At 40.9% G+C, this 14,174-nt stretch carries 11 protein-coding genes; 5 read left to right on the forward strand and 6 right to left on the reverse strand.

Features of this window, described 5'->3' with window-relative positions:
- From AZH43_RS14750 to AZH43_RS14760, 3 genes are read left to right on the forward strand one after another with little or no spacing between them, the layout of a single operon-like run.
- On the forward strand, positions 1 to 1,791 hold the full coding sequence (locus AZH43_RS14750; RefSeq protein WP_067671062.1) for an ATP-binding cassette domain-containing protein: 1,791 nt from the start codon (positions 1 to 3) through the stop codon (positions 1,789 to 1,791).
- Positions 1,788 to 2,912, forward strand: coding sequence for an ABC transporter permease (locus tag AZH43_RS14755; RefSeq protein WP_067671069.1), 1,125 nt, complete (start codon positions 1,788 to 1,790; stop codon positions 2,910 to 2,912). The genes AZH43_RS14750 and AZH43_RS14755 overlap by 4 nt, the downstream gene beginning before the upstream one ends.
- 6 nt (positions 2,913 to 2,918) lie before the next feature.
- Positions 2,919 to 4,034: an ABC transporter permease gene (locus tag AZH43_RS14760; RefSeq protein WP_406564628.1), complete on the forward strand. Its 1,116-nt coding sequence runs from the start codon at positions 2,919 to 2,921 to the stop codon at positions 4,032 to 4,034.
- Between the two features lie 265 nt (positions 4,035 to 4,299).
- On the opposite strand, the gene yddG is transcribed toward AZH43_RS14760, so the two are convergent.
- Positions 4,300 to 5,217, reverse strand: a complete 918-nt coding sequence (gene yddG / locus AZH43_RS14765; protein WP_067671075.1) for an aromatic amino acid DMT transporter YddG — start codon at positions 5,215 to 5,217, stop codon at positions 4,300 to 4,302.
- A 414-nt stretch (positions 5,218 to 5,631) separates the two neighbouring features.
- Here yddG and AZH43_RS14770 point away from each other — a divergent pair, with 414 nt between their 5' ends.
- Positions 5,632 to 7,332: an NAD-dependent malic enzyme gene (locus AZH43_RS14770; protein ID WP_067671082.1), complete on the forward strand. Its 1,701-nt coding sequence runs from the start codon at positions 5,632 to 5,634 to the stop codon at positions 7,330 to 7,332.
- A 412-nt stretch (positions 7,333 to 7,744) separates the two neighbouring features.
- On the opposite strand, the gene AZH43_RS14775 is transcribed toward AZH43_RS14770, so the two are convergent.
- From AZH43_RS14775 to AZH43_RS14795, 5 genes are all read right to left on the reverse strand, one after another.
- Positions 7,745 to 9,307: a sensor domain-containing diguanylate cyclase gene (locus AZH43_RS14775; protein ID WP_067671085.1), complete on the reverse strand. Its 1,563-nt coding sequence runs from the start codon at positions 9,305 to 9,307 to the stop codon at positions 7,745 to 7,747.
- A 399-nt stretch (positions 9,308 to 9,706) separates the two neighbouring features.
- Positions 9,707 to 10,039, reverse strand: coding sequence for a hypothetical protein (locus tag AZH43_RS14780; protein WP_067671088.1), 333 nt, complete (start codon positions 10,037 to 10,039; stop codon positions 9,707 to 9,709).
- Between the two features lie 138 nt (positions 10,040 to 10,177).
- The gene (locus AZH43_RS14785) at positions 10,178 to 11,440 is read right to left on the reverse strand and encodes a mechanosensitive ion channel family protein (RefSeq protein WP_067671091.1); all 1,263 of its coding nucleotides are present in this window, start codon (positions 11,438 to 11,440) and stop codon (positions 10,178 to 10,180) included.
- A gap of 328 nt (positions 11,441 to 11,768) precedes the next feature.
- Positions 11,769 to 12,002 (reverse strand): DUF2171 domain-containing protein, encoded by a 234-nt coding sequence (locus tag AZH43_RS14790; RefSeq protein ID WP_067671094.1) that lies wholly within the window; start codon positions 12,000 to 12,002, stop codon positions 11,769 to 11,771.
- A 243-nt stretch (positions 12,003 to 12,245) separates the two neighbouring features.
- A complete protein-coding gene (locus AZH43_RS14795) occupies positions 12,246 to 12,776 on the reverse strand; it encodes a carbonic anhydrase (RefSeq protein WP_081406835.1) in 531 nt (176 codons plus the stop codon).
- Positions 12,777 to 13,516: 740 nt separating this feature from the next.
- Between AZH43_RS14795 and AZH43_RS14800 the strand changes: the two genes are divergently transcribed.
- Complete coding sequence (locus tag AZH43_RS14800; RefSeq protein ID WP_067671101.1) at positions 13,517 to 14,101, forward strand: TetR/AcrR family transcriptional regulator; 585 nt, start codon at positions 13,517 to 13,519, stop codon at positions 14,099 to 14,101.
- Positions 14,102 to 14,174 lie beyond the last annotated feature (73 nt).

Raw genomic sequence — 14,174 nt, forward strand, 5'->3', positions numbered from 1 at the left:
ATGACAGCCTCCAGCACTATTGTCAGCGCTCAGCAGCTGTTTCAGACGTTTCCTGCTGAAAGTAAAAGCATGCCTGAAATTCGTGCGCTGGATGGCTTGAATCTTGAGATTAAAGCAGGAGAGCTGACGGCTTTGGTAGGTCCTGACGGGGCCGGAAAAACGACATTTTTACGTTTAGTTGCAGGGCTTTATCGCGCGACAAGCGGCCAGCTGAATGTATTGGGTTTTGATGTCAGTAAAGATCCGCAAAGTGTACAGGACCGCATCAGCTATATGCCGCAGCGTTTTGGCCTGTATGAAGATTTAAGCGTGCAGGAAAATTTAGATCTTTATGCCGATCTGCATGGTGTTCCCAACGAAATTCGTCAGCAGCGTTTTGAACGGCTGCTGAAAATCACCGATTTACAGCATTTTAAGCAACGCCCCGCAGGCAAGCTTTCTGGCGGAATGAAGCAGAAATTAGGTTTAGCTTGCACGTTGGTGCGCTCGCCGGAACTGCTGCTGCTGGATGAACCCAGCGTTGGCGTAGACCCTTTATCACGCCGTGATTTGTGGATTATTATTGAACAGCTGGTTCATGAAGAAAACCTGAGCGTGATCATCAGCACTTCCTATATGGATGAAGCAGAACGCTGCGCGCAAGTATATGTGATGTATGAGGGCAAAGTGCTGAAGCAAGGCACGCCCGCCCAGCTGCGTGAAGATGTCCGCGGATTAACTTGGGAGGCTGTCCCGCCGAAAGAAATGAAAGCCCGCATATTGCAGGCTAAATTGCTGGAAAATACGCAATATATTGCGGACGCTGTACCCAAAGGCAATAGTGTGCGGTTTATGACCACCCGCCAGAATCCGCAATTGCCGCACGCTGAAATACCTGAAGGCATAACCGTTCAGGCGCGGGAACCGGATATGGAAGATGCCTTTATGCTTTTGCTCCATGAGCGGCAAAATGGCGGTCAGCGTTATAGTGCCGACAATCTGGGCTTAAACGGTCAATTGACCGAGGAGAATAAGCCGCTGGCGCCATCCAGTGAACCTGCAATTTCTGTAAAAGAATTAGTCCGGAAGTTTGGAGATTTTACAGCCGTTGCGAGTACGTCATTTGATGTGCAGCGAGGGGAAATTTTTGGCCTGCTGGGGCCGAACGGTGCCGGAAAAACCACCACGTTCAGAGTGCTGTGCGGCTTGCTTCCGGCCAGCAGCGGCACTTTGCAAGTGGCGGGCTTGAATTTACGTCATGCCCGCGCAGAGGCGCGCGCGCATATTGGCTATGTCTCGCAGAAATTCGCGCTGTACAGCAATCTGACAGTATTGGATAACTTGAAATTCTTTGGCGGCGCGTATGGCTTATCTGGCAAGAGGCTGAAAAGTCAGATAGACAAAGCGCTATTGCAGTTTGACTTAAAGCCGAATGCAATTAGCGGAGATTTACCCGGCGGCTATAAGCAACGCCTGTCCATGGCAGCCGCTTTATTGCATGAACCTGAAATCATCTTTTTAGATGAACCGACCAGCGGAATTGATCCTTTGGCGCGGCGGTCGTTCTGGTACACCATTGGCGAGCTGGCCAATAAAGGCATTACTGTCATCATTACGACGCATTTTATGGAAGAAGCGGAATATTGTGACCGCATCGCCATTCAGGATGCCGGAAAACTGCTGGCGCTGGGAGCGCCAAACCAAGTGCGGCAGCAGGCAGGCATGGATCATGCCTCCGATATGAACAGCGCATTTATTGCTATTGTCGAGCAGTCGCGTGAGAGCGTCCTGAAGCAGGAGCAAGCCGTATGACATCTGCATTTTTTATCCGGTTTCTGGCACTGTTGAAAAAAGAAAGCAACCAGCTGATGCGCGATAAAAGCAGTCTGGGTATTGGACTGCTGCTGCCGATTGTACTAATTCTGCTGTTTGGTTATGGGCTGAGTTTAGACCTCAGCAATGGCCGTGTCGGGGTTGTTGCTGAACAGCCATCACCGCAAAGTCAGCAGATGATTGCAGGGCTGCAAGGTTCAAAATATATCAGCATTAGCCAATATACCAATTATCCGGAAGCCATCCATGCAATCCAAAATGATGATATTGATGCGATTTTAGTAATTCCTGCGACGTTTGCAGCTGACAGCGCCCAAGGTAATGCAACGGTACAGCTGCTGTTGAATGGACGCTCAACCAGTATCGCTGCGGCATTGCAGGGCTATGTCAGCGGAGCAATCAGTACTGCTGCGGCCATTCAGGCTGACCGGCAAAATGCTGCGTCTGCGGCAGCCATGGTGACTGTAGAGCAGCGCATGTGGTTTAACGAGTCTTCCAATAGCACGTGGTATTTGGTACCGGGCCTAATTGTGCTGATTTTAACTTTAATCGGGGCTTTTTTAACTGGATTGTTAATTGCCCGGGAAAGAGAGCGCGGTACGCTGGAAGCGCTTTTTGTCTCGCCGGTACGCCCGTTTGAAATTATTTTGGCTAAGCTGACGCCGTATATTGTGATTGGCATGATAGATATCACAATATGCCTAGCGGCTTCTTATTGGCTGTTTGAAGTGCCAATGCGCGGTTCATTGCTGTCTATTTTTAGCGCTTCATTCATGTATTTGCTGGTTTCGCTGCTGCTTGGGCTGACGATTTCCGGCTTTGCCAAGAGTCAGTTTCAAGCCAGTCAAATTGCGCTTTTGGCGAGCTTTATGCCCGCAATGATGCTGTCAGGTTTTGTATTTGATACACAGAATTTACCCGCTGCAGTTCAGGTCATCAGTAATATCTTGCCCGCAACGCATTTTATGACCCTCATTAAAACCTTGTTTTTAGGCGGAGACGATTGGGCTCTATGGCTGAAGGAATGCGGTATTTTATTGGTCTATGCCTTGCTGCTGATGGCGGCATCAACGCATTCTTTAAAAAAGCAGCTGAGGTGATCCCTGATGAATTCAATCCTATCTTGGTTCAGCTATTTAGGCTGTTTGGTGAAAAAGGAATTTTTAACCATTTTCAGCGATCCGGCCAACCGGATTATTCTGATTGCGCCAGCACTAATGCAGGCGCTGATTTTTGGTTATGCGGCCAGCTATGACGTAAACCATGTTGATTACGCCGTGCTGGATCTAAGTAAGGGGCAGGCATCGACGGCCTTAATTGCGAAGCTGGACGGCTCTGGAATTTTCAGGCGGGCGGAAACGCTGCAAAATACAGATCAGATTAAGCGCGCGGTTGATGACCGGACCGCATTGGCAATCATTACTATTCCTGCAGATTTTGAACAGAAGCTGAATCAGCAGCAGGCTTCACCTATTCAGGTTATTTTAGATGGACGCAACTCTTCAACAGCGGGCGCCGCCGGTTCATATATCGCGGCTGTTGTGAGTCAATTTAATCAGCAGCAATACGGCACGGCAGTGCCGGTTCGTATTGAAACACGCATATGGTACAACCCGAATCAAGAATCACGGTGGGGTCTGATGCCGTCTTTGATTGCTGCGCTCAGCATGATGCAGACCCTGCTGCTGTCGGCATTGTCTGTAGCGCGTGAGCGCGAGCAAGGTACTTTTGATCAGCTGCTGGTAACGCCGTATACGCCTATGCATATTATGATTGGTAAAGCGCTTCCGCCGATTTTTGTGGGTCTGCTGCAGTCCACAATTATTTTATTGATCATTCTGTTCTGGTTTCAAATACCGATGAATGGTTCATTGGGGCTGCTGTATTTTGGCCTGCTCAGTTTCAATATTGCGGTGGTTGGCGTGGGATTATCAATTTCAGCAATCTCATTAAATATGCAGCAGGCGATGCTTTGGACTTTTTTGCTGATTATGCCGTTAATGCTGCTGTCTGGGCTGTTGACTCCTGTACAGAACATGCCTGAAATTTTACAGATTCTGACCTATATTAACCCTTTGCGTTTCGGTATTGATCTGGTGCAGCGCGTGTATTTAGAAGGCGCGCATTTTAGCCAAGTGAAATATGACTTTGTGCCTATGCTTGTATTGGCTTTGGTGACATTGCCTCTGGCGGCTTGGCTGTTCCGTAACCGCCTGTCTTAAACTGTTATTCAGGCTGCGCAAAATTCTTCTATATGAGAAATATTTATAATCAGGTAGATGATTTATAACTGAATCAGTTTAGTGATATAAATGGCCAAAACTGAAATATGCAGATTGCTCATAGGGCTTTGCTTATATGTTATTGGATATATTCTGAATTTATCTGCAACTGAGTTAAAGCCTCTCCGCAAGAAAAAATAGTCTTTAAGATTTATAAGCGGTTTTGAAATCAGGTAGAGGCAATTGCAAATTGCCTATTAGTCGGTTATTGCGCATGCCTGATTTTTTCTTTCAAATGCGGCCAATTGGTCGAGATCCAGCAGATAAACGAGCCAACGGTGACTAAAATTGCGCCATGCCAAAATGAAGGGGCTAGACTTGTCTGTAAAATCAGCATGGAAAATACAGAAGAAACCAGCGGGCTGAAATATGAAAGCGTCACCAATAAGGTAATGTTGCCTTTAATGATGCCGATATTCCATGCGGCGTAACCTAATGCTGTAACAAACGATACCATTAGCATGCAAATGGCTGTTTCAGCCTGTATCGTCGGCAAAGCAGGAATGCCGTGCAAAAAGTACATTTTTGCCCAAAGTACTACGGTAATGACAACAAAAAAGAAGGCAATGGGATTATGCCCATTGCTGTATTTTCTGGTGATCACGCAGTATAGCGCCCAGAGTGACGCGCCAAGAAAAGCCAAAAAATAGCTGACTGGATTGGCGAGAATATTATTCAATACCGCCGTGCTGCTAAATGCGCCATTCCCGGTTTGAATCAGGACAATGCCGCTTAAACTGACAGCTAGTCCCAATACTACAAATATGTTGAATTTAAGTTCTTTGAATAGGATTAGAGCGGCGACGGTCAGGCTGGGCCACAAATAGTTCACTAAGCTGATTTCAATTGCCTGCTGCGGAGTTTGTGCCAACGCGATGGCATATGAAAAACATAATTCATAAACCACAAATAACGCCGTAGCAAAAAACAGATATTTTTTTGGAATTGCTTTTAAATTTGGAATACGGAAGAGAAGCAGTAAAATAATTGCACTGATGCTGTACATAAAAGTGACGGCATAATCTGCACCGATACTGAAACTGATGCGTTTAAGCAGGCCGACAATTGCTGACCACTGTAAAATTGCACTTAAGCCAATGAGTGTTGCAAGATTTTTAGACATGTGAAGCTCAACTCGCCTAAGCAAAGACGGCATAAATAGGCGCTGTGGAACGAGGTCAATTGAAATATTTGCCACATCTGCTGCGTCTAATTTAAATCAAGGCTTAAGCAAAGTTTGAATTGAGCAAAGCACAATTATTTGAATAATCAAATTTTTCAATAACGACAGCATTATACGGGATTTGATATTAAAAACATCTAAATACAGGCCATTTTTTAAGGCTGCAGAACAGGTGCGAGAATGTGATTAAAACTGCATCAGGCCAAAAACCGCATTATAAGACTACAAAATGTAAAATATATCACTATTAATTTTATAAATAACCTATTTGCAATAAATAGGTCTAAGCTATTAAAACAGAAATGAAAAGTAGTCCTTTCAGCCAATTTTATAAATAGGAATAGAGATAATCCAATGCCTGCAGATAATTTGAAATCTAAACGCCCGCTGTATATCCCTTATGCAGGAAATACGCTGCTGGAATTGCCGCTTTTAAATAAAGGTTCAGCTTTCACTGCAGATGAGCGTAAAAATTTTAATTTAAACGGTCTTATTCCTCATGTAACGGAAACCATTGAAGAACAGAGCCAGCGTTCTTATCAGCAGTACTGCGCTTTCAATGATGCAATCAATAAACATATTTACCTGCGCAATATTCAAGATACAAATGAGACTTTGTTTTATCACTTAATTGAAAATCACTTAACTGAAATGATGCCAATTATTTATACCCCCACAGTGGGTGAGGCGTGTCAGCGTTTTTCAGACATTTACCGCCGTCACCGCGGTATATTTATTTCTTATCCTGACCGGGATCAAATAGACGATATCCTGCACAATGTTAACCGCCGCAATGTCAAAGTGATTGTCATTACAGATGGCGAACGCATTTTAGGCTTAGGCGATCAGGGTATTGGCGGGATGGGCATTCCAATTGGCAAGCTGTCGCTTTATACGGCTTGCGGCGGCATCAGTCCAGCTTATACTTTACCGATTACGCTGGACGTTGGCACCAACAACCAGCAGCTGCTGAACGACCCGATTTATATGGGCTGCAGACAGCCGCGTATTTCAGGCGAAGAATATTATAATTTTGTCGATATGGTAATTGAGGCAATTCAGCGCAGATGGCCAGAAGCGTTAATTCAGTTTGAAGATTTTGCGCAGAAAAATGCAATGCCTTTACTCGAAAAATACCGCGACAAAATTTGCTGTTTTAATGATGATATTCAAGGCACGGCTGCAGTATCGGTCGGCAGTCTCATCGCCGCTTCACACGCCGCTAAAAAGCAATTAAAAGATCAAGTCGTTGCCTTTTTAGGTGCGGGATCAGCTGGCTGCGGTATTGCCGAGCAAATTATTGCGCAGATGACCGCAGAAGGTTTAAGCGATGCTGAAGCGCGCAAACGTGTATTTATGGTAGACCGCTTTGGCTTGATTACTGAAAATCAGCCGAATCTTCTGGACTTTCAGCGCAAGCTTGCGCAAAAACCAGAGGATGTCATGAAGTGGGGCAATGCAGATGAAATTATTTCCTTGCTGGATGTTGTCAAGAATGCCAAGCCGACAGTTTTAATCGGCGTATCTGGTCAGCCTGGTCTTTTCACTAAGGATGTGATTGAAACTTTGGCAGAAAATTGTGAATATCCAATTGTAATGCCGCTGTCTAATCCGACATCCCGTGTAGAAGCTGTTCCTGCTGATATTATTGAATGGACGAAAGGCAAGGCGCTGATTGCAACTGGCAGCCCGTTTGCACCCGTCATCTATCAAGACCGCATTTACAATATTTCGCAGTGCAATAACTCTTATATTTTCCCGGGTATTGGATTAGGGGTGATTGCATCGGGCGCGCATCGGGTCACTGACAGCATGCTGATGGCTTCAAGCAATGCTTTAGCGGATTGTTCACCAAAATTGCAAAATCCTGAGGCAGATTTATTGCCTGACTTGAGTCAAATACAGCAAATTTCTAAGGTGATTGCTGTTAAGGTTGCGCAGGCTGCCATGCAGGATGGTGTTGCGCCTGTGATGAGCCTTAAAGACTTGGAAAAGAAAATTGAAGATAACTTTTGGAAACCTGAGTATCGCCAATATCACCGTGTGCCATTCTAAGTTCATAGCTATTCATTCTTGACGAGTTTTCATGAATTAGCTGAGCGAATAAATGATAAAAGCCGTTTTATTTAAAACGGCTTTTTCTTGTAAATGACGCTGTAAAACCAGAGGAATATCTGTGAAAAATTTAAATAATGGGGCAGATTTGAACTAAAAATAATCGAATCTGTTTTAATTTAAATTTTTAGCTGCCTTTAAAATGCAAATAATTAAAACAGAGATCAGCAGAGAAAGATAAAACTCACTGCTGCCTGCATCAGTATTTTGCAAGCGGTAGCGGTAGAGAATGCAAATTAAAATCATAATTCCGATTGCATAGAGCATTATTTATCATCTCAAATAGAGCGGGGCTTTATTTTCATAATTGCTTTAAGGCGGTGAATTTCAAATTAAAGAATGCGTTATTTATTTAGCACACACGGTTTCGACCTTCATTTTTAGCTTGGTAGAGGCGGTTATCGGCTTGTTTGAAGACCTCTTTAATATCTTGAGAATCCTGCGGCCAAAATGCGATGCCAATCGAAATGGTAATGGGTGTCGGCAAGCTGGAAGTAATCTCTTCAATACTTTTGCGCAGGCGTTCAGCCGCTTTAAAAACAGCATCAGGGTCGGTTGCGCCCATAAGTACAGAAAACTCTTCACCGCCCATACGGCAGCAGACATCATTGTCTCTAAAGCTTTTCTTCATCTGTTCAGCCACAATTTTTAGCATATGATCACCTTGGTCATGTCCAAAGTTGTCATTTACAGTTTTAAAGAAATCGATATCAATCAGCAAAACGGCAAAATCAGCACCCATATTTTGCAATTCTTCTAAAAATAACTGCATGCCGCGCCGATTGTGAAGCCCAGTCAACGGGTCTGTGTTGACGTGCAGATTCAACTCTGAAATTTTATCTTTGAATTTTTTAGAGCTGAACAGTAAAGCCGTCCGGAAACGCATGACTTCAAAATACCATGGATCAATATTCTGAATTTCCTGTTCTGTTTCGGGTTTATTCAGCATGCCAGCCATTTGCGCAAGCCCATGTAGCGGCGAAGAAATGTATTGGGTGATTTTCCAGATAATAAAAAATAGAATCAGATAGAAAATAAAAATACCGAAAGCTACTTTGGTAATAATCGCATTGGCTTGTTCAAACAGCTCATCCGTAGGCTGTTGAGAAACGACCAGCCAATTTACACTCGGAATATGCGCAAACCCTGCAAGATTGGTCACGCCTTTGCTGTTAATTAGCTGAGTATGGCCGCTTTTTTCATGCGCCATAAAGGCCATACCCGTATTGGTATTCACGGTTTCACCAATACGTTTAGCATCGGGATGGAAAATAATCCGTCTGTTGCTGTCAATAACGTACATATAGCTGTTTTTATATGAATATGATGTCGACAGAAGCTCACTGATGAGGTTTTTTTTCTGCAAATACAGTGAACCTGTAATCGTGCCCAGATATTTGTGATCTGGGCTATAGATTGGCTGCGACATAAGCACAATCAAATTATTGGCCATAGAATAGTAAGGTGCAGAGATATACGTTTTTTTAAGTTTTAGTGATTCTATGATGCCAAAGGTTTTGTAAGCGGTATTGGCATCAAATTTTAAAGTCTGGGGTTCCAGAGAGCGAATATGTGCTGTGCTGTCTATCACTGTGACAGAGTTGAAATTGTTGGACTGATATTTTAAGCGGTGGGCTTCTTGCTGGACCAGAGATGCATTTGCATTATTTTGACCAATGCTGTCTGCGCTATATTTGAGCTCTTGCAGCATATTCTTGAAATATTGGTCGCTGCTTAATGCCACTTTAGCGGCGTACTTTTCATTAATTGAAAGTGAATTTTCAATTAATTGCGCCTTAATCACATGATTAAGAATAAAAACAGAAATCGTGAAAAGACAGGAAACACAGACAATGATTAAAATTAGGATGAGTCTTTGCAGATCTAATTTCATTAACATCGCTAATTGTTTCAAGTGACTGATTCTCTCAATTTATTCTTTATAGATCCGCATGGAATAAGCATATGTTATTTTAAAAAGTATGCCTACGGCTTATCTCTTTATAATCTGCATATTAGATCATATAATTTTAAAAAAAGTTGCTTCAAATCACGTTAAATTTAATCTTTTTTATTAAAAAATAACACTTTGCCGCTATTGGTGTTTTTTATGTGATGCATTGCAAATTTTTTGCATGCGTTATCATTGAAATTCTAGAAAATTTTACGTTAAAAGTTCATATAGAGGCATTGCTGTACTAATTTCTAAAAAATTATGCAGTTCTTGATATGGCATAACAGCAGGCCTGCCTATATTAGCGCAACTGAATAAACAATATTTTTAATAGAAGTGAATAGGATTGCATGCAGGCATCTATTTTTTAATTAATGAGTCAGCTTCTGTAATGAATGCTTTCTGTTTGGCTCTGTGCCAGAGACAGAGTTCCCGGCCTAAGCGATTCTTCATGTGCGCTTGTGGATAATGGCCCTCAAGGACAACAGCAGAATAGCCGACTCGGTCATCAAACAGCATAATATCGCTTGCGATTTTCGGGCTTTTTAACTGGCTGGCTTTAAAGCAGGCAGTTTTAAGATTTTGATTATTTTTTTTCCATGATTCAGATGAGCTTGCATACGCTGGGTTTAATGAAAAAAACAAAGCAACCAGCATTAAACCGATTGTTTTATATTGGGTTAATATTTTCATTTAGTGCACCTTAATCTAAATATATACGTTAATTTTTCGTTGAAAAATTAATATTCCTCTGTGTGTTATTCAGCCTGATTAAATTAATAGCCTTAGTAAATTGTCAAAGTGCTGCAGTAATTCAATCAGGCCGAATCATCATTCATTAGACTCAATATTTTGATGAGCCTGCATTGCCAATTGCTTAAAATCTGCACCTGATGGCGCTTGGTATAATTTTAAACCAAACTCAGGAGTAATGGCGATTAAATGATCAAAAATATCAGACTGGATATTTTCATAATCTTTCCAAGCAGTTGTTTTTGTGAATGCATAAATTTCAATGGGCAGGCCCTCGCTTGTTGGCTGCAGCTGTCGAATAATTAAGGATTGCGAGTTGCTGATGCCTGGATGCTGTTTTAAATAAAACTCTATGTAAGCGCGGAAAGTACCTAAGTTGGTTAAGCGGCGCTGATTGTATTTAGATTGATTGGCGAGCTGCTGATTAAACTCTGCAATTTCCTCTTTTTTGCTGTTGAGGTATTGATCTAAAAGCAAAAAATCTTTTAGCTTGCTTTGTTCCGCTTCTGTCATAAAGTGAACAGAATTTTGGTCAATCAGAATGGCGCGTTTAATGCGCCTTGCCCCAGCTTCCTGCATTCCGCGCCAGTTTTTAAAAGTGTCTGTAATGAGTTTATTGGTTGGAATGGTGGTAAAGGTTTTATCAAAGTTCTGTACTGTGACCGTATGCAATGACATATCGATGACATCGCCATCAGCATTTAAAGAGGGCATTTCTATCCAGTCACCGATACGCAACATGTCATAGGATGAGATTTGGACTGAGGCGACCAAAGACAGAATAGTATTTTGGAATACCAGCATCAGCACAGCGGCCATCGCGCCAAAACCTGCCAGTAAAGTGAAAACATCTTTTTTAAGAAATGTGCCAATAATCATTAAGGCGCAAACCAAATAAATAATCAGCTTGATCAATTGCAAATAGCCTTTAATTGGCTTGTTGCGTGATTTGGGGTTGCGTTGATAAACCAAATTGAAAATATTTAAAAATTCTGAAATTGCCAAGGCAATAGTCAAGAAAATAAAGGCCTGAGCAGCCATTTGAATAAGTGTTTCAACTTTATCTGACAAATGTGGAACAGTAGTGATTCCATTCATAATCACCAAGGCAGGCACAATATTGGCAATACGCCGGATCACGCTATGCTGGGAAATAATTTCACTATTGGCAAAAGTCATTTTTGAAATGAGTTTGCGTATGCCTCGAACAACGACTTGCTTGGCAATAAAGTTAGCGAGAATTGCAAATAAAATCACAATACTCAAAGAGCTGAGCATTTCTAGCCAAGGATATTGATCCGACCATTCTTGAATTTTTTGGATAATTTCAAATTGCTGCAAAAGATCCTCTCTTTTATATGAAGTATTTCATGTGCTGGATAAATCAAATAAATTGATAAGTTTGAATAAAATTCAATCAAAAATAAACAACTTGTTATAGTGTATCGTTTAAGGAGTAAATGTTAAGCGTGCGTAACTTTTTGCTGCATTTCAAAGATTTGCTGCATTTATTTTTTGATTAATGGCTGTTTGGCTGGGCGTACACTGCTGCGCTTGCAGCAATATTGGGCGGTGCTATTGCCTTAAATACTAATAAATAGATATTAAATGGACAATTAAAAAGCCCGAAGGACGGGCTTTTTAATTTGCGTTTCTATAAATTGAATTCCTAGACTTGAACCCAGGTATCTTTAACCTCTTGCGAGTCTTTTATGAGCATAATTTTATTATCAGTAATCTCGCCAACCCAGGATACGGGGATTAAATGATGATGGCCATCACCATGTTTGGTCAATTTAATTTGATCATTTCCTTCTAAATGGTCAACTTCACCGACTTTGGTGCCACATGATGCAATAACATCAGCATGGCTTTTAATATTTTCAACATTAATAGCAGTCATTTGATACTTTCCTATTGAAATGTGATTTGAATATTTACCGTATAGGAAACGGGCCTTAAAGTCCCAAAATGTCATGAAAGGGATACAAACAAGCCCAAATCATTACGTAATGTTGGAAATTTTATACATATGCAGAGTGGGTTGTTTTAGTGAATAAATCGCGGCGCTTTGCTTTGTTTTTTAATATTTTTCAGATTGCTAAATATACATATAAGCATAAATAGTCAGTCCCAAAAGCCGTATCTAAATAGCGAATAAATTCGGTGCGGGAATCACGTCTTTATCTAAATCCAGCCAAGATATATATCCGCTGGCAATATCATAAATGGCAGGAATTACTTGGGTTTCCTGCTCAATTTTAGCCTGATGCTTTTCTAGAGCTTTATTCAGTGTTCTGGCTGTGGCAAGTATATGATTTTTGATGGAATCTTCGGCATTTCCATTGAGAATAATGTTCTCATCAATTTGTGCAATGATATTTTGCAAAGGGCCATTCATTTTTTTATTTTCATGCGCAGCTGTAACGGCGCCGCAGCAAGTATGGCCAAGAACAATAATCAATGGTGTTTTTAAATGCTGAATCGCATATTGAATACTGCCGAGAACAGATGTGTCACTCACATTTCCGGCATTTTGTATAATAAATAAACTGCCAAGACTCTGATCGAAAATGATGTCAGGGGAGACTCTAGAGTCTGAGCAGCAAAGAATAACAGCGAGAGGATGCTGGGATTCAGACAGTAACTGCAGGTCATGGTGCAAAACATGATTCATTTTATTTTGAATAAAACGCCCATTTCCCTCTTTTAAAACAGTTAATGATTCTTGCCATGTTTTCAAGTGATAAACCTCTTATGCTGTAAAGCACTCCGAAATGCAGTATTTAATATTGTTGCATAATTAAACTTTATTGATTTACCAGTAACGTAGCATTTTTGCTGTGAATATTAAATGATGCATATTGTCATCTGCTGTGTTTAGCATATTGAATATTCTATGCTTTGAGCGCTTATCATTTGTAAGCCAGTAGTCTTATAGATGACAGTTTAAAAATAAATTTAGCGGGCTCCAAAATTTCTTAAATTGAATATCTTGAAAAATTCACAAGCAAACTATATAGAGTTATTGATTTCAAATTATTCACAAAAGGAGAAAGCTATGATCTATTTCCTGCGTAAATTATTTTGCCTTCATGCTTTTGAATTTGATTATGATCCTGACCTTGGATATACGAAAGAATGCCGTAAATGCGGAAAAAATGATTAATTGATTCTGCTATTTGCCGGATGTATTGCGGCACATAAACCCCCGCTGCATTCTCAATGTTGGCGGGGTTTTTCTTTTCGTATATGCGGAGGTATGGTCATAAGTAGAATGACGCTAGATTTTTATATTTAAAGCAGGACTTAAATGGGGGCTATTTCGTATAATCACCATTCTGTTAAATGAAAGTAATTTGACATATAAGAATACATTGTATAAATTAATAGGAACGATTGTTCCAGTATGAATTTATGCGTGTGAAAGAATTTGATCTAGAAGAAGTTACTGAGTCTGCTATGGACGTCTTTTGGCGTAAAGGTTTTGCTGCTACTTCTATTCAGGATCTGGTTGAAGAGACTGGTTTATCACGTAGTAGTTTATATAGTACGTTTAGAAATAAAGAAGAGTTGTACCAAAAAGCTCTACATCATTATCATCAAATCAAGACACAAGCTAATATTGAATTATTATCGAGTTCAGGTTCAGTCAAAGATTTAATTAGCCAACTTTTATTTCAAATTATTGAAGATGAATTAATAGATTCTCAACATCGTGGCTGTCTCATTGCTAATGCTAGCTTAGAGCTAGCAGGACAAGATGAAAAAATTTCTAAAACAATAATTTATAACTTTGAAAGACTAAAAAAAGCATTAGAAAAATTAATCGTAAGAGGACAGGAAAGTGGTGAAATTTCTACACATCATTCACCGCTAGCATTAGCTCTTTTTTTTGTGAATACAATTCAAGGGATAAGAGTTTTAAGTAAGGGTTGTAGTGAAGAAACGCGTCAAGAATATCTGACCAATGTCGCTAAAGTCGCTTTAAATACATTGTAATTATTATTTATCACTCCTTAGCTTGTACTGATAATAGCTAAGGATTTTATTTACCTTATATTGGAATGATCGT

Origin of the sequence: Acinetobacter pragensis (assembly GCF_001605895.1) — a bacterium.
Lineage (GTDB): Bacteria > Pseudomonadota > Gammaproteobacteria > Pseudomonadales > Moraxellaceae > Acinetobacter > Acinetobacter pragensis.